We start from the raw sequence: 15,596 nt of genomic DNA, 5'->3' as shown, positions 1-15,596 counted from the left end.
ATTAGAAGATTATCAAATAAATCATAAAATTAATTATTAAGGTTTTGCACCAATTTGAATGAAGAGTACCGACGTCCCAGCCTGTTACAGACTGATATTTTAACGTGAGTTTGATATAAATTCCAATAAAATATATTCATATAAAATACAGATATTTAATCATTTGTCATGACGACAGAGCGAAGCATGAGCGACGAGACATCTCAGTAGGATGAGATTTCTCCTCATTCTTCGTTCGAAATGACAAAATTTGTTTACAAAAATATGTGATCATCTGATTTACAGCTTTCAATAAATCGAACTCACGTTATTTTAAGGATTCCTTATATACGGGAGACTTTTAAAATAACATTCGGTATTAAAGCTTTGTGGTTAAAATTTATTAAATTAGTAGCTTTAAATTTTATCAATATGTCAATGACCAGCATACCTATCGTCGATTTAAAAAAATTTTTATCAGGCGATGCTCAACAGAAACAATCCTTTGTCGAAGAAATTGGTTCGGCTTACAAAGAAATCGGTTTTGTATCACTAAAAAATCATTTTTTAGATGAACAATTAATGTCAGATTTATACCGAGAAGTTAAAGCCTTTTTTGATTTACCTGAAGAGACTAAATCTAAATACGAACGAGAAGAACTTGCTGGCCAACGTGGTTATGTATCTTTTGGAAAAGAACATGCCAAAGGTCAAACAAAGGGTGATTTAAAAGAATTTTGGCATTTTGGTCAAGAGCCAGAAAAAAATGCTGATTTACCTGAAACCTATCCTGAAAATCTGAAAGTTGAAGAACGCCCTAACTTTTATCCTACAGGGATGAAAGCCTATCGAGCTTTAGAAAAAACAGGAATTTATGTTTTAAGAGCACTTGCTCTATACATCGGCTTAGAAGAAACCTATTTTGACCATTGGGCTAAAAATGGTAATTCTATTTTAAGACCTATTCATTATCCGCCAATCACTGAAGAACCCAAAGGTGCTGTGAGAGCTGCTGCTCACGGTGATATCAACCTGATTACACTACTTATGGGAGCTTCAACAGGTGGATTGCAAGTCAAACGAAAAGACGGTCAATGGATTGATGCCAAACCCGACGAAGATGATTTGGTTATCAATGTAGGCGATATGCTTGAAAGACATACCAATAACAAATTGCGGTCAACCATTCATCGCGTGATCAATCCGCCACAAGAAGAATGGGATAAGCCTCGATATTCTATTCCTTTTTTTATGCATCCGCGTAGTGATATGAAGCTGGATTGTTTACCCCAATGTATTGATAAAAATAATCCGAAACATTACGCTGACATTACGGCTGGAGAATTCCTTAATCAAAGACTTGCTGAAATTGGTTTAGCTAAAAAATAACCTATGGACTTAAAAGACCAATTACAGAATCTATTTCCAGACCATGAACCAGAGAAAGATGAAGAATTCAAACCTGAACCTGAAATTGATATTTGGTTACAAGACGAACCTTTGATATGTAAATACGAAAAACGACAAGGCAAACCAAATACCATTATCGAAAATTATAACGGTGCTAAAAGTGATTTTAAAAAACTGACAAAATATCTTAAAAAAGCTTGTGGTGTTGGCGGAAGCCATAAAAACGAAACTATCATTATTCAAGGCGATTACCGAGATGAAATTATGGATATGCTTAAAGATTTAGGGTTTAAAGTTAAACGTGTTGGCGGTTGATAAAATTTAAAAAATAAAAATATGACAAAAATAAAAGACTCAGAACTAATACTAAATCCTGATGGCAGTGTTTACCATCTTAATCTCAAACCTGAAAATATTGCCGATACTATCATAACCGTTGGTGATCAAGACCGTGTAGAAAGGGTCTCAAAATACTTTGATAGTATTGTCTTTGAAACTCAAAAACGTGAATTTAAAACCCATACAGGTTTTTATAAGGGCAAAAAACTCACGGTGATTTCTACTGGTATTGGCATTGACAATATTGACATTGTGATGAACGAACTCGATGCCTTAGTCAATATTGACCTAAAAACCCGACAAATTCGAGATAAGCTCAAGTCTCTTAATATTTTTAGAATCGGAACTTCTGGTGGTATTCAAGAATTTGTTGAGTTAGACAATTTTGTTATGGGAAAAGCTGGACTGGGTTTTGATGGCTTAATCCATTATTATGAAAATGATATTTCGCAGTCAAAAGCCACAAAGCAATTGATTGAACATCTAAATTTATCCAAATTCAAAGCCCAACCTTATATCATTGAATGTAGCGATAAATTGGCTGAAATGTTTGAACATGAAGCTCAAGTTACTTCTGGAATTACTGCCACCAATATCGGTTTTTATGGACCTCAAGGCAGAACTCTTCGTTTAAAATTACAAGATAAAGATTTTGTAGATAAACTCACTTCTTTTGAATACAACGGTGCTAAGGTTACTAATATGGAAATGGAAACCAGTGCTATATATAGTCTATCTAAAATGTTAGGTCATCATGCGTTATCTATGAATGCTATTATAGCCAACAGAACTACTGGTGAATTTAGCAAAAACCCTAAGCGAGCTGTAGATAATTTAATCCAATTTACGTTAGATAAACTGTGTAAACTCTAAAGTTCAACTTGGGTTTCAATAGCTTTAACTTTCATATCTCTTTTTGACTCGTATTCAAATTTGAGATGATAGCCTCCTTTTTGTTTTTGAATATCAAGTTGACCTTGTTGGATAAGTTCATAACCCGCATCTCTGCAAAAACAAGACTTTTGGGCCAAAACCTTGGCATTTGAAAGGTCTTTGTTTGATAGTGATAGATTTTTAGCGTCTTTAGGCACTTGAAAGTAAAACGTTTCTACGTAACTATCATCTGCAATATTGGCTTGGTCTTTATACTTATATGTATATTTTATGATGTGGTAATTATCATCAGATTTGGTGTTAATATAAATTTCACCAATACTGTCTTCTAATAATTTTATAGACTGATTTTTAAGAATTTCAGTGTTGCATTCGTATCCTTTTGGACATTCAGGTGTCTCTTGAATGGTGTTTAAACTTTTACAAGATAAAACAGAAAACAAAACAATAAACATTAAATATTTTAGCATTTTAATTTTTTGAGTAAAACTAAAGATTTATTCTAATTGTGAATTCACATCTTTTAAATAATAACAATTGTTTAATTATATATATTTTATATTAAACAAAACAAATAATACTTTTGAATTATGAAATTTGAAGCTTAATCAAAATTGGCAGACAAAACTTATACTGTTTAATTGATAAAAATATTTTGCACAACAGATGATAATTACTTAACAACTTCACAATGGCAATGTAAACATATTTCTTTTAAGAAAGTGATGATTATTTTAAGATTAAAAATGGGTTAAATAATGAGTAAAGTTAATGTATTTTGGTTTAGACGAGATTTGAGATTAAATGACAATGCGGGACTTTATCAAGCCTTGAAGTCAGATAATCCTGTTTTGCCTATATTTATTTATGATAGAAACATCATAGATGAATTGCCAAAAGACGATGCAAGACTGACTTTTATTTTCAATACACTTCAAAATATTAATGAAACTTTAAAAGAAAAGCACAACTCTTCAATAGCGTTTTATCACGGAAAATCAGATGAGGTTTTTAAAAATATAATAAATGAGTATGAAATTGATACCGTTTATACCAATCGCGATTATGAGCCTTATGCTAAAGAACGTGATAGGCAAATTGAAAGCATTTTAAATCAAAATGATATATCATTTAAAACCTATAAAGATTTAGTCGTATTTGAAAAAGATGAACTTGTAAAAAATGATGGTAAACCTTATTTAGTTTTTACTCCCTATATGAAAAAATGGAAGAAAACTTTTAAAGATGTTGACTTGCCAAATTATCCATCAGAAAATCATCTTGGCAACTTAATTCAAAGCAAAAATTTGCCACATTTAAGTTTAGAAGATATGGGTTATAAACCGTCTTCAATTAAAGTTCCTGGTTATAATTTATCTATAGATTTAATTGAAAATTATGAAATGACAAGAGATAAACCTTCAATAAATGGAACTTCCAGGTTAAGTCCTTATTTAAGATTTGGTTTGGTAGGTTATCGCGAAGTCATGTCGAAAGCTTTGTCTGCAAAAAATGAAACCTTTCTCAACGAGCTCATTTGGCGAGAATTTTATATGATGATTTTATTTCACTATCCCAAATCTATTGGCCATGCTTTTAAGAAAAAATACGACCGCATTAAATGGCGAAATAATGAAAAAGAATTTGAAAAATGGAAAAACGGCCAAACGGGATATCCCATTGTAGATGCAGGAATGCGACAACTCAACGAAACGGGTTGGATGCACAACCGAGTCAGAATGATTGTGGGCAGTTTTTTATGTAAACATTTGTTGATAGATTGGCGTTGGGGCGAAGCTTATTTTGCCGAAAAACTCCTTGACTATGAACTATCTTCAAATGTTGGTGGCTGGCAGTGGGTTGCTGGCTCTGGTGTAGATGCGGCACCATATTTCAGAATTTTTAATCCTTATAGCCAAGCGGATAAATTTGATAAAGACAAAAAATATATCAAAAAATGGGTGACAGAATTTGAAACCGAAGATTATCCAAACCCCATAATTAGTCATAAAAAAGCAAGAGAGCGATGTTTAGAAACTTATAAAACCGCTTTAAAGGAAGTATAATAAATTTCTAATTAACCCATTGAATACATGATTTGGTAGAATATGTTTTGCCTTTGTGCATATGTTTTGAATTGTAATCATTGATTTTGGTTAGTGGTATTTTTATGACGTTTTAGTTGTAGTATTGATTGTTATCAAGACCAGAAATTGAAAGTTTGTAATCTAATATTTTTCTCATAAATTTATGAATATGCTTTTCATTGGCTTTGATTTTTACAAAATATTCATCCATATAAATGGAATACTGTTCAGATTTTTCTTTATAAATATGAAGTTTTCTGTAAGGAATCACTAAGGCATATGTTTCTAACAAAGACTTAAAATTCAAAATAATACCTTGAGGTCTCATTTCAATATTACAAACATTTCTATGATTATCTAAAACAAGTAAATTATGAATTTTTTGATTAGTAGATTCTATAATCAACTTTCCAGAACCAATGCCACCTAATTTAATCCGATCTTTAAAGGAAAATGCTTTACCAACACTTTCATCAATTTGCGACTTTATTTTTGGTTTATTATAAGAAACATTTAATAGCATAATCATTTTTTTTGTAAGTTAAAAAAAATCAAAAAATACCATGCTGTAAAGCTCTATTTTTTAGATTATATTTGCCTTTGTAAAAAATTATGTATGCAATTTGAGCAAGTAGTTATACCACACTTAAAAGAATTTTTTAAAAGCAAGTATCAAAAAGATATTGTTGAGTTTGAATTTCAGCAAACCCGAAAAGAATTTGAAGGTGATATAACTTTAGTAGTATTTCCATTATTGAGATACATCAAGACTAATCCTCAAGAATTGGCAAATAATATAGGTCAGCATTTAAAAGACAATTTATCAGAAATTAAATCTTATAATGTTATTAAAGGTTTTTTAAATATAGAATTGCATTCTTCATATCACCTGTCTGTTTTAGAAGATATTTATTCTCAATCAGAATATGGTAAACAACCAGATATGGCTCAAAAAGTGATGGTTGAATTTTCATCACCAAACACAAACAAGCCTTTGCATTTAGGGCATGTGAGAAATATTACCTTAGGTTTTGCCTTGGCTCAGATTTTAGAATATGCTGGTTTTGAAGTCTATAAAACTCAAATCATCAACGACCGAGGTATTCATATTTGCAAGTCAATGCTAGCTTGGCAGAAATTTGGTCACGATGAAACACCAGAAACATCAGGAATGAAAGGCGATCATTTTGTCGGTAAATATTATGTTCGTTTTGATTTGGCTTACAAAAAACAAATTCAAGAACTGATTGACAAAGGTATTCCCAAAGATGAAGCAAAAGTTAGAGCTCCCATTATGTTAGAAGCTCAAGAAATGCTTAAGCTATGGGAGAATGGCGATGCTGAAGTAACCTCTTTGTGGAACAAAATGAACCAGTGGGTTTATGATGGTTTTAATGAAACATACAAACGTTTGGGAGTATATTTTGATAAAAATTACTACGAAAGTGAGACTTACCTCTTAGGGAAAGATATCATTTTAGAAGGTTTGAACAAAGGCGTGTTTTATAAAAAATTAGACGGAAGTGTTTGGATTGATTTAAGCGATGAAGGTCTTGACGAAAAAATAGTCTTAAGAGCTGATGGAACAGCCGTTTACATGACTCAAGATATTGGAACAGCGGTAAAACGTGTTGAAGATTACGATATCAATAGAATGATTTATACCGTTGGTAATGAGCAAGATTATCATTTTAAAGTCCTGTTTTTAATTTTAAAAAAATTAGGATATACTTGGGCAGACAATTTATATCATTTGAGTTATGGAATGGTAGATTTGCCAAGTGGTAAAATGAAAAGTAGAGAAGGAACCGTTGTAGATGCTGATGATTTAATGAATGATATGAAGTTAACCGCTAAAACCATATCAGAAGAACATGGTAAGCTTGATGATTATGATGAGGATGAAAAAAATAAACTTTACCACACAATTGGATTAGGAGCACTTAAATATTTTATCTTAAAAGTTGACCCTAAAAAACGCATCGTGTTTAATCCTGATGAATCTGTTGATTTTCAAGGCAATACGGGACCATTCATTCAATATACTTATGCCAGAATACAATCTATTTTAAGACAGTTCAAAGGAAGCACTACTCAAAAACTTGCCAAGATTGACTTACACGACAAAGAAAAAGAGTTGATCAAAATATTAGAACAATTTCCAGACATTATCCAGCAGTCAGCTGAACAGTATAGCCCTGCTATTTTGGCAAATTATACTTATGAATTGGTTAAAGCATTTAATTCTTTTTATCAAAATTTAAGCATCTTAGGAGCTGATAAACAAGAACAAAAAATATTGAGAGTAAAACTTGCTACTTCAACTTCAAAAGTCATTAAAACCGCTTTTAACTTGCTTGGAATTGAAATGCCTGAACGCATGTGATTTTTGATGATAACCTTATTGCTTTTAATTTGAGAAAATTGGCGGGTTTATAATCTTGACAATATAAGATGTCCATTATGAATAGAATTCAATTTTATAGTTCACAGATAGAACAATATCACCAATCGATAAAAGTATTAAAACGAAAACTATTATACATCAGTCTTGTCAGAATTGCAGTTTTTGTAATAATCGCCATTGGTATTTATTTTTTATGGTCTTCTATAAATATAGTGGTATTGCTGGTTTTAGTTTTTGCAGGCTTATTTATTTTTTTAATCAAAAAGCAACTAAAACTCAAAAATGAATTAAAAAAAATTAGACTACTCGTAACAATAAATAAAAATGAAATTTTAGCCTTAAAAGGCGATATTAGTCATTTTAAAAATGGTAGTGCATACAAAGATTCAACACATGCATTTGCTGATGATATTGATTTGTTTGGTGAACATTCCTTTTTTCAATTCATAAATAGAACTGCTCTGATACAGGGTGAAATCAAGTTGGCCAAATATTTAAAAAGTAATTCTATAAGCAACATATCAAATAAGCAAAAAGCAGTTCAAGAATTAAGCAATCTGATAAAGTTTAGGCAAAATTTTACAGCAGAAGCATTAGCCTTAGACAAACAAGATAGGTCAGAAGAAATTCTTAAAACCCTATCAACTCATCGTAATTTTATACCAAAATATTTTAATATTTTATCGATTTTGTTCAGTCTGATTTCAATTTCGGTTTTATCGTTATTTATATTTGACTTCATCAATTTTAAGCAAGTCTTACTTTGGTTTTTTATAGGTTTAGGTCTAACGGGAATATATTTAAAAAAAATTAATGTACTATCTCTAACAACGGCTAAGGCACAAAATCTTTTTAGGCAATATCAAAAACTTATCCAAGCTATAGAAGCTCAAAGTTTTAAATCTCAGAATTTAAATTTTAAACAATCCTTACTGAAATCTGATCAAAGACAAGCTTCTCAATTTATGAAGTCTTTCTCACAACATATTGATGCGTTAGAACAAAGGCAAAATATGATGTTAGGTGTTGTTTTAAATGCTTTTTTTCTGTGGGATATTCGGCAGTGTTTAAAAATTGAACGTTGGTTAGATCAACATAAAAATGAACTTAAAGCATGGTTTGATGTCATTGCCTATTTTGATGCCCAAAACAGCTTAGCAAACTTGGCATACAATCAAACCGAGTTTGTTTTTCCAAAAATAAATCTTTCAGATTCATATATTATTGAATGTGAATCGGCAACACATCCGTTAATTCCAGATAAACAAGCAGTTAGAAATAGTTTTGCTATACAAGATAATGAGTTTTTAATAATCACTGGAGCTAATATGGCTGGCAAAAGCACTTTTTTAAGAACTGTATCTTTGATGATTGTCATGGCTAATATAGGTTTGCCAGTTTGTGCTAAGTCTTGTCTGTATAGACCAATTAAATTGATTACGAGTATGCGTACATCAGATTCTTTAACCGATGATTCCTCTTACTTTTTTTCTGAACTTACCCGTTTAAAAACTATTGTAGAGCATTTAAAAAACGATTCGTATTTTGTGATACTTGACGAAATTCTTAAAGGAACAAATTCTCATGACAAAGCTAAAGGTTCGAAACAGTTTATTAAAAAATTAGCATCGACTAATAGCACAGGGATAGTAGCAACGCATGATTTGAGTTTATGTAGCCTTTCCAAAAAATTAGAAAATGTCAAAAATTACTATTTTGATGCTCAAATTATTGATGATGAATTGTATTTTGATTATAGTCTGAAAGAAGGCGTTTGCCAAAACATGAATGCCTCATTTCTGTTAAAGAAAATGGGGATTGTATAATTTTTTTTTGAATCAAAACAACAGGATTTCAAACAATTTTGCCCTGAATAGTTCAAATCATAGCCAAGGCACAAATAGTCTTCCTTTTTTAGACTTTTGTGCCTTGGGTTTAATTTATAGAAATATTTTTTAAAGACCGCTTATTTATATGTCGTCAAAGTTAATATTTGTGTATTTTTCTGCTGGGGTTGTGGTTTTTTCAGATCCGTTTGAGCTGTTATCTTCAAGCTTTTTGTCATAGTTAGGTTGATGTCTTTCGCTAATGACTACTTCACCTTTTTCGTCGATTATAAATTGTGTTGCATCTTCTAAAGCGGTTTTAAAATCTTCAAAATCTTCTTTGTACAGATAAATTTTGTGTTTTCTGTAAAAAAAAGATCCATCATCATTTGTAAACTTTTTACTTTCAGTGATGGTTAGGTAATAATCGCCAGCTTTAGTTTCTCTAACATCAAAAAAATAAGTGCGTCTTCCAGCTCTAATAACGCGTTCAAAAATATCTTCATTTGGTCGTTCTGCCTTTTCACTCATAATTAAATTGTTTTTGTTGATTACAGTGCCAAAAGTCTTAAAAAAATTAACATAAGACAAACATTATTTAATTTTCTTTTGTTTTAAGTTGTTTTTCATACAATGATTGGTAGTAACCTTCTTGATTTGCCAACTCATGGTGTTTTCCTTGTTGAATGATTTTTCCGTTTTCTAGCACAATGATGTTGTCTGCAAGTCTTGCTGAAGATATTCTGTGGCTTACAATAATGGCTGTTTTGTTTTTAGATAAGCTATTAAATTTTTGCATTATAACTTCTTCGGTTTCAGTATCAACGGCTGAAAGGCAATCGTCAAACAAGATAACTTCAGGAGATTTTATAATAGCTCTTGCAATTGAAATACGTTGTTTTTGTCCACCAGAAAGAGTAACGCCTCTTTCGCCAAGCACAGTGTCATAACCTTGGCTAAAATTCATAATATTTTCGTGTACTTCAGCGTTTTTGGCAGCGGCTATAATTTCTTCTTCACTTGCATCAGCTTTACCAAACTTAATGTTGTTTTTGATAGAATCACTAAACAAAAACGCATCTTGAGGAACATAACCAATAGCATTTCTCAGTTTGCTTAAATTGATTTTTTCTATTGAGATGCCATCTACAAAAATTTTGCCTTGCTTCACATCATACAGTCTGCCAATAAGTTCAAGAATTGTTGATTTTCCTGAGCCTGTATTTCCTAAAATTACCAATCTTTGCCCAGCTTTGACTTCAAAACTCACATTTTTTAAAGCTTGTATATTGGTATCTTCGTAAGTAAAACTTACATTTTCAAAGCGAATATTACCTTTTATATCAATATCTACCGCTTTTTCTGAGTTGGTTATTTCTGGTTTTTGATTTAAAAATCGATTTATCCGCTTTTGAGAAGCTTCTGCACGCTGTATCATAGTGGTAATAAATCCTACAGAAGCCACAGGCCATGTCAGCATATTGACATATATGATAAATTCAACTATGACGCCTACATTTTCAATTTCACCATCAAAATACTGATTACTGCCTATATATATAACAATGATATTACTCAAACCAATCAACAAGATCATCATTGGAAAAAATAGAGCTTGAACTTTTACTAAGTCTATATTTTTAGCTTTGCTTTCATTAGATAAATTCACAAAATTTGAGTTGACTCCAGCCATCATTCCATAAGATTTGATAACACTTATGCCACTAAAAGCTTCTTGAGTGAAGGTGTTGAGTTTTGATAAAATTTCTTGAACAACCTTGCTTTTTTTATTTATTGCTACACTTAATTTATATATGGCAAATGACAAAAAAGGAAATGGAACTAATGTGTATAGCGTTAGGGTAGGAGCTTTTATAAACATGTAGGTTATAAATACAACAAAAAGCGTAATTGTAGATACACTGTACATTAAGGCTGGACCAACATACATACGCGATTTAGATACATCATCACTAATGCGGTTCATCAAATCTCCAGTACGATTTTTTTTATAAAAGTTTAAAGATAGATTTTCGTATTGTTGAAATATTTCATTTTTTAAATCAAACTCAATATAGCGTGAAGCTATAATAAATGTTTGTCGCATCAAGAATGTAAGTATTGCTGAAGCTAAGGCTGCACCAATTATTAAGGCGATGTTAATCATTAAATCTTCACGTAAATCAACGTTACTATATTTCTCACCATTTAAATATTTTTCAATTGAAGCAGTAGATTGACCAATAAGTTGAGGTGGAAAAATTGAAAAGACTTTTGCACTTATGGTAATAAAAACACCTAGTAAAAGCCGACCTCGATATTTATATAAATACTTATTTAAATGTGAAAGTGAATTGTTTCTCATCGTGGCGAATTTACTTGATTAGCTCATTAAAATAGCCAAAATAATAGAAATTTTAACTAAAATATATCCAACTTATGCCAGGTTTGAATTGCTCTAAAAAAACTCAGGACAAAGTTTTAAAACACCGTTGGATATTGAGCCAAGCTAATTAAAAGCTTAAGATTTTAGAGACTATTTCCTGGATATGTATTGTCAAGATAATCAGGGATTCCATTAGCATTTGAATCTGGAAAATCAATTGTACCATCTTCATTGATGATGATTTCATCTATAGTTAATTTAGAATCACCATCATCATTTCGGTCAGCATAATTTGGTATGCCATCACCATCGGTATCATCTCCAATATCATCACCATCTCTGATATCATTTACACGACGATTGTTATTGAGGTCTTCTAAATATGAAGGAATCCCATCTTGGTCGTGGTCTGTAAGTTTTGATTTGTAGAGTTGTACTGAGAAAATAATAGGTTGATACTGTTTAATTGGCGAAGCAATTGGAGGTGAAGCAAAAAAACCTAAACCTGAAGGTACAAAAACTACACCAATTCCAAAATCGTCATTAAAACTTACGGTTCCATCGTTATTTTCTACAAATCCAGATGAACCTCTCAATTCGGGTAACAATTCATAGAACCCTCTAACAGTTTGAGGTAAGTCAAACCATGTCGGGTTGGGATTAGTGTCAAAAACTTCATTTTCAATAGTAATTCCTTGAAAGGTAACAAGTGTGGAGTCGGCAAATTTTGGATGTCTTTCATTTAGGTTGCCCTCACGTTTTAATAAATAATACAATGTATATTCAACGTCCTGTTGAGTAATTTGTTTGCTATTGAGAAACTCTGATTCTATGATTGGCGTTTTGTCAATATTTTCACCTGCAATAGTATCAAAGACAACTATTTGAAAATTTGGATTTTGGGGATTATCTACAAATTCAAAGAAATGCGTTTCTAAAAAATTTTCAATTTCTATTTGGTTTTCTACTTTAACTTCCTCAGGATCTCTCAATTGAATATTTGAACTCGAGCCACCACCATCATCACTGCCACAGGAATTAAATAGTAATAGTGAAAACGCTATAAATAAAAAAGATTTCATTAACTTCATTATAACAATATTTTGGGTGCAAGATACAATTTTCTCTTATTTTTGATGTTAAAAACCATTTAAGACCGTTAATATTATGCGCGTAGATAAATTTTTGTGGTGTGTTCGGTACTTTAAGACAAGAAGTCAAGCTACAGTAGCATGTAAAAAAGGTCATGTTTTAGTAAATAATGATAAAGTGAAAGCGTCCAGAGATGTTTATCCTACTGATACAATACAAGTTAGAAAAAATCAAATCAATCATTATATTGAAATTATAGATATTCCAAAATCAAGGGTTGGTGCAAAACTGACTAATATTTATATTATTGATAAAACGCCTAAAGATGCGTTTAAGTCACAAGAAATGTTAAAATATTCTCAAAATTATTACAGAAAAAAAGGTTTGGGAAGACCAACAAAAAAAGATAGACGAGAGATTGACGAATATTTAGAAAAACCTAAAAATAAAGAAATAGATGATTGACATTCAAAACTATTGGGAAGAACGTTACAAAAAAGGTAAAACAGGTTGGGATATGAATCAAGTCTCTCCACCTTTAAAGAATTACATTGATCAGCTTAAAGACAAATCCTTAAAAATTTTAATTCCTGGAGCAGGTAATGCCTACGAAGCCGAATACCTATTCCAAAATAACTTCAAAAATGTTACTGTTGCTGATATTGCTAAAATACCTTTAAATAATTTTAAAAACAGATTGCCCAACTTTCCTCAAGATAATTTGTTACACATCGATTTCTTTGATATCAATGACACTTTTGATTTAATTATCGAACAAACTTTTTTCTGTGCTTTGCCACCAAAAAAAAGACCAGACTACGTTAAAAAAATGCATGATTTGTTGAAGCCTAATGGCAAATTAGTGGGCTTGTTATTTAATTTTCCATTAACTGATGAAGGACCACCGTTTGGTGGTAACATAAATCAATATCAAAACTATTTTGAAGAGCTGTTCTGTGTTGAAAAGCTTGAACCTTGCAAAAATTCTCATCCAAAACGACAAGAAAAAGAATTGTTTTTTATAGGGATTAAAAAATAGTTTATGAATTTTAAAACAGGCTTATAAATATTGATTGCTACTCAAAATACTATTTCAACGTCTCATAAATATTCCTCAAAATACCTGCTTGCCACTTTTGGTTTGGCAAATTAAAAATATTGACTTAAAAAAGGATGTTATGGTGATGTTGAAATTTTATTTTTTTTGACATATAAAACTAATTCTATCTAAAAACATAGTATTTAGCGATTATAATAGCGAATTATTATATTTGTGTTAAGATAAAAAGAACAATTAAAAATATAATTGAATCTAAAATTGGAAGAGGTAAAGCTATAATGGTTATTGGACCTCGCCAAGTTGGTAAAACAACTTTAATTCTCGATTAACTTAAAAATGAAGATTGACTTAGGCACTTAACTACTAATATTTTTTATGTAACATGGTTTTGTTGTTATCATTCTATTGATTAGATTATCGAATATATTTGCTTTCATGAAACTTCGATTAAATCTATAGCAGTATTCATCTAAATAATCTTGTAGATCATTTACGTGATGATGGACTCCTCTTAACCAACCTTTTAAGTTCATTATTACCCTGTGCAGTTCAGGAAAGTTGTTTCCTTTTTTACCTGAAGGTATACGAATCATATTTTCAAAATCTTTTTCCAAAGGACTATATCCCGACCATTTATCAGTTGTCACTTTTGCATCAGTGCTAATGTGGGTTTTCATAAAGTCTCCCAAGTGTTCAGCACTTGCATTTGGTATAACTCGTACATAAAGCCTGCTAACACCTTTCCTTTTTTTCTCTATCCCTACTACAGCGAGTTTTTTCTTTGTGTTTTTCCTTCCCTTAACACCTTCTTCCTCTCCACCAAAAACCGTTTCATCTACCTCTGCATCACCTTCAATCTTATAGTTTTCAGAGCTTTTCATCGCCTTCATTACCTTTCGCTTGAATGCCCAGCAGGTTTTTTGACGTAAATCAAGTTTACGGCTGAGTTCTGTTGAGGTAATGCCTTTTTTATTTGTTGCAACAAAATAGACTATGTAGAATGCCTTTAACAGGTCGAACTTAACCTGATGGAACAAGGTCTGAGCTGTTGGAGATTCTACGTAACGGCAGGAGGTACATTGTTTGGAGTAGGCGGTACTTCCAGCACAACTGTTTGTATGACCGCATTTCCTACAAATAAAACCTTCTTTCCATTTTAACTCTGAGAGATATTTCAAACAATCATCAGATGTCTTGAAGAGGTCTTGAAATTCAAATAACGATAGGCTTTTAAATCTTTGCTCCATAATTTAAATTATTAAAAGCACTAATATAGTGGTTTTAGCAATATTAACAAAATGCCTAAGTCAAAATGAAGATTTTGCTTTCTTTAATGGAGACGATCCCATTGTCAGGGCAGAATTAGATACTCCAAATACAAAAGAAATAGAAAACATTTTAGCAGGAAAGAAAACTGTCTTTATAGATGAAGCTCAACGCATTAAAAATATAAGCTTGACTTTAAAAATTATAACCAATCAGTTTAAAGATCTGCAATTATGAATAAGTGGTTCATCATCGTTTAATTTATTTAATGAACTCAATGAACCTTTAACTGGAAGAAAATGGGAATATGAGCTTTTTCCTATAAGTTGGGAAGAATATGAAAACCACGTTGGTTATTTAGAATCAAAACAAGATTTAGAAAATAGACTTATTTATGGGATGTGTTTAGAAGTCATTAATAATAAAAAAGGTGAAGAATAAAATACCTCGATTTGTTTAGACCATTATCAGTTGATTCTTAGTTGATTTTTTAGGCTGCATTTTTATATTTTTCAATTGGTTTTTCATTGATCCCTTGATGTTTTTTATTGTGGTATTTATCCATCCATTTTTTTATTCCTTTATATAGGGTTATTCCATCCTCAGCTGGGTTAAGATATATATGTTGATACTTTATGGTTCTCCAAAAGCGTTCGATGTAAATGTTATCTAAAGCTCTTCCTTTACCATCCATACTGATCTTGATGTTCTTCTTTTTAAGTAGTTCAACGTATTGTAAGCAAGTAAATTGGCTGCCCTGATCTGAGTTTAGTATTTCAGGCCTTCCGTTAGTCTTAATAGCTTGTTTAACGACTTCTATGCTGGCTTGAGCACCTAATGTATTAGATAG

At 31.3% G+C, this 15,596-nt stretch carries 15 protein-coding genes and 1 pseudogene; 9 read left to right on the top strand and 7 right to left on the bottom strand.

Annotation, left to right across the window (positions count from 1 at the left end):
- The first annotated feature begins 417 nt into the window (after positions 1 to 417).
- Genes ACSSV5_RS10800 through ACSSV5_RS10790 form a run of 3 tightly spaced genes read left to right on the top strand, consistent with a single transcriptional unit; the run spans position 418 to position 2,601 of the window.
- Positions 418 to 1,368 (top strand): isopenicillin N synthase family dioxygenase, encoded by a 951-nt coding sequence (locus ACSSV5_RS10800; protein ID WP_454245896.1) that lies wholly within the window; start codon positions 418 to 420, stop codon positions 1,366 to 1,368.
- A 3-nt stretch (positions 1,369 to 1,371) separates the two neighbouring features.
- Positions 1,372 to 1,704, top strand: a complete 333-nt coding sequence (locus ACSSV5_RS10795) for a translation initiation factor (RefSeq protein ID WP_211065696.1) — start codon at positions 1,372 to 1,374, stop codon at positions 1,702 to 1,704.
- A gap of 21 nt (positions 1,705 to 1,725) precedes the next feature.
- Complete coding sequence (locus tag ACSSV5_RS10790) at positions 1,726 to 2,601, top strand: nucleoside phosphorylase (protein WP_454245874.1); 876 nt, start codon at positions 1,726 to 1,728, stop codon at positions 2,599 to 2,601.
- Here ACSSV5_RS10790 and ACSSV5_RS10785 read toward each other — a convergent pair.
- Positions 2,598 to 3,092 (bottom strand): hypothetical protein, encoded by a 495-nt coding sequence (locus ACSSV5_RS10785; protein ID WP_454245873.1) that lies wholly within the window; start codon positions 3,090 to 3,092, stop codon positions 2,598 to 2,600. The genes ACSSV5_RS10790 and ACSSV5_RS10785 overlap by 4 nt on opposite strands.
- A gap of 285 nt (positions 3,093 to 3,377) precedes the next feature.
- Between ACSSV5_RS10785 and ACSSV5_RS10780 the strand changes: the two genes are divergently transcribed.
- Positions 3,378 to 4,688, top strand: a complete 1,311-nt coding sequence (locus ACSSV5_RS10780) for a cryptochrome/photolyase family protein (protein ID WP_247653771.1) — start codon at positions 3,378 to 3,380, stop codon at positions 4,686 to 4,688.
- A gap of 112 nt (positions 4,689 to 4,800) precedes the next feature.
- On the opposite strand, the gene ACSSV5_RS10775 is transcribed toward ACSSV5_RS10780, so the two are convergent.
- Positions 4,801 to 5,232 carry a hypothetical protein gene (locus tag ACSSV5_RS10775; RefSeq protein ID WP_211065700.1) on the bottom strand — a complete coding sequence of 144 codons (432 nt, stop codon included), beginning with the start codon at positions 5,230 to 5,232 and terminating at the stop codon, positions 4,801 to 4,803.
- Positions 5,233 to 5,325: 93 nt separating this feature from the next.
- Between ACSSV5_RS10775 and argS the strand changes: the two genes are divergently transcribed.
- Positions 5,326 to 7,095, top strand: a complete 1,770-nt coding sequence (argS, locus tag ACSSV5_RS10770) for an arginine--tRNA ligase (protein ID WP_211065701.1) — start codon at positions 5,326 to 5,328, stop codon at positions 7,093 to 7,095.
- A 77-nt stretch (positions 7,096 to 7,172) separates the two neighbouring features.
- The gene (locus ACSSV5_RS10765) at positions 7,173 to 8,942 is read left to right on the top strand and encodes a MutS-related protein (protein ID WP_454245872.1); all 1,770 of its coding nucleotides are present in this window, start codon (positions 7,173 to 7,175) and stop codon (positions 8,940 to 8,942) included.
- A gap of 144 nt (positions 8,943 to 9,086) precedes the next feature.
- On the opposite strand, the gene ACSSV5_RS10760 is transcribed toward ACSSV5_RS10765, so the two are convergent.
- From ACSSV5_RS10760 to ACSSV5_RS10750, 3 genes are all read right to left on the bottom strand, one after another.
- Positions 9,087 to 9,473, bottom strand: coding sequence for a PUR family DNA/RNA-binding protein (locus tag ACSSV5_RS10760; RefSeq protein WP_454245871.1), 387 nt, complete (start codon positions 9,471 to 9,473; stop codon positions 9,087 to 9,089).
- A 67-nt stretch (positions 9,474 to 9,540) separates the two neighbouring features.
- Positions 9,541 to 11,307: an ABC transporter ATP-binding protein gene (locus ACSSV5_RS10755; RefSeq protein WP_454245870.1), complete on the bottom strand. Its 1,767-nt coding sequence runs from the start codon at positions 11,305 to 11,307 to the stop codon at positions 9,541 to 9,543.
- A 164-nt stretch (positions 11,308 to 11,471) separates the two neighbouring features.
- Complete coding sequence (locus ACSSV5_RS10750) at positions 11,472 to 12,410, bottom strand: FKBP-type peptidyl-prolyl cis-trans isomerase (protein ID WP_247653552.1); 939 nt, start codon at positions 12,408 to 12,410, stop codon at positions 11,472 to 11,474.
- 85 nt (positions 12,411 to 12,495) lie between these two features.
- Between ACSSV5_RS10750 and ACSSV5_RS10745 the strand changes: the two genes are divergently transcribed.
- Both ACSSV5_RS10745 and ACSSV5_RS10740 read left to right on the top strand, forming a co-directional pair.
- Positions 12,496 to 12,885, top strand: coding sequence for an RNA-binding S4 domain-containing protein (locus tag ACSSV5_RS10745; protein WP_454245869.1), 390 nt, complete (start codon positions 12,496 to 12,498; stop codon positions 12,883 to 12,885).
- The gene (locus tag ACSSV5_RS10740) at positions 12,878 to 13,459 is read left to right on the top strand and encodes a methyltransferase (protein WP_211065706.1); all 582 of its coding nucleotides are present in this window, start codon (positions 12,878 to 12,880) and stop codon (positions 13,457 to 13,459) included. The genes ACSSV5_RS10745 and ACSSV5_RS10740 overlap by 8 nt, the downstream gene beginning before the upstream one ends.
- Before the next feature lie 377 nt (positions 13,460 to 13,836).
- On the opposite strand, the gene ACSSV5_RS10735 is transcribed toward ACSSV5_RS10740, so the two are convergent.
- Positions 13,837 to 14,727 (bottom strand): IS1595 family transposase, encoded by an 891-nt coding sequence (locus ACSSV5_RS10735; RefSeq protein ID WP_454245868.1) that lies wholly within the window; start codon positions 14,725 to 14,727, stop codon positions 13,837 to 13,839.
- A 28-nt stretch (positions 14,728 to 14,755) separates the two neighbouring features.
- Here ACSSV5_RS10735 and ACSSV5_RS10730 point away from each other — a divergent pair.
- Positions 14,756 to 15,187: pseudogene (locus ACSSV5_RS10730) on the top strand (ATP-binding protein).
- Between the two features lie 49 nt (positions 15,188 to 15,236).
- On the opposite strand, the gene ACSSV5_RS10725 reads toward ACSSV5_RS10730, so the two are convergent.
- On the bottom strand, positions 15,237 to 15,596 hold a 360-nt coding region (locus ACSSV5_RS10725; protein ID WP_454245867.1), incomplete at its 5' end, for a transposase.

Source organism: Psychroflexus sp. MBR-150, assembly GCF_053628795.1.
The sequence above is the reverse complement of the archived record's forward strand: the minus strand, read 5'-3'. Positions and strand labels throughout refer to the sequence as shown.

Excerpts from the sequence above, each read along its gene's own strand:
- ACSSV5_RS10800 (WP_454245896.1), top strand. The coding sequence starts at position 418 with ATGACCAGCATACCTATCGTCGATTTAAAAAAATTTTTATCAGGCGAT.
- ACSSV5_RS10795 (WP_211065696.1), top strand. The coding sequence starts at position 1,372 with ATGGACTTAAAAGACCAATTACAGAATCTATTTCCAGACCATGAACCA.
- ACSSV5_RS10790 (WP_454245874.1), top strand. The coding sequence starts at position 1,726 with ATGACAAAAATAAAAGACTCAGAACTAATACTAAATCCTGATGGCAGT.
- ACSSV5_RS10785 (WP_454245873.1), bottom strand. The coding sequence starts at position 3,092 with ATGCTAAAATATTTAATGTTTATTGTTTTGTTTTCTGTTTTATCTTGT.
- ACSSV5_RS10775 (WP_211065700.1), bottom strand. The coding sequence starts at position 5,232 with ATGCTATTAAATGTTTCTTATAATAAACCAAAAATAAAGTCGCAAATT.
- argS (WP_211065701.1), top strand. The coding sequence starts at position 5,326 with ATGCAATTTGAGCAAGTAGTTATACCACACTTAAAAGAATTTTTTAAA.
- ACSSV5_RS10765 (WP_454245872.1), top strand. The coding sequence starts at position 7,173 with ATGAATAGAATTCAATTTTATAGTTCACAGATAGAACAATATCACCAA.
- ACSSV5_RS10760 (WP_454245871.1), bottom strand. The coding sequence starts at position 9,473 with ATGAGTGAAAAGGCAGAACGACCAAATGAAGATATTTTTGAACGCGTT.
- ACSSV5_RS10755 (WP_454245870.1), bottom strand. The coding sequence starts at position 11,307 with ATGAGAAACAATTCACTTTCACATTTAAATAAGTATTTATATAAATAT.
- ACSSV5_RS10750 (WP_247653552.1), bottom strand. The coding sequence starts at position 12,410 with ATGAAATCTTTTTTATTTATAGCGTTTTCACTATTACTATTTAATTCC.
- ACSSV5_RS10745 (WP_454245869.1), top strand. The coding sequence starts at position 12,496 with ATGCGCGTAGATAAATTTTTGTGGTGTGTTCGGTACTTTAAGACAAGA.
- ACSSV5_RS10740 (WP_211065706.1), top strand. The coding sequence starts at position 12,878 with ATGATTGACATTCAAAACTATTGGGAAGAACGTTACAAAAAAGGTAAA.
- ACSSV5_RS10735 (WP_454245868.1), bottom strand. The coding sequence starts at position 14,727 with ATGGAGCAAAGATTTAAAAGCCTATCGTTATTTGAATTTCAAGACCTC.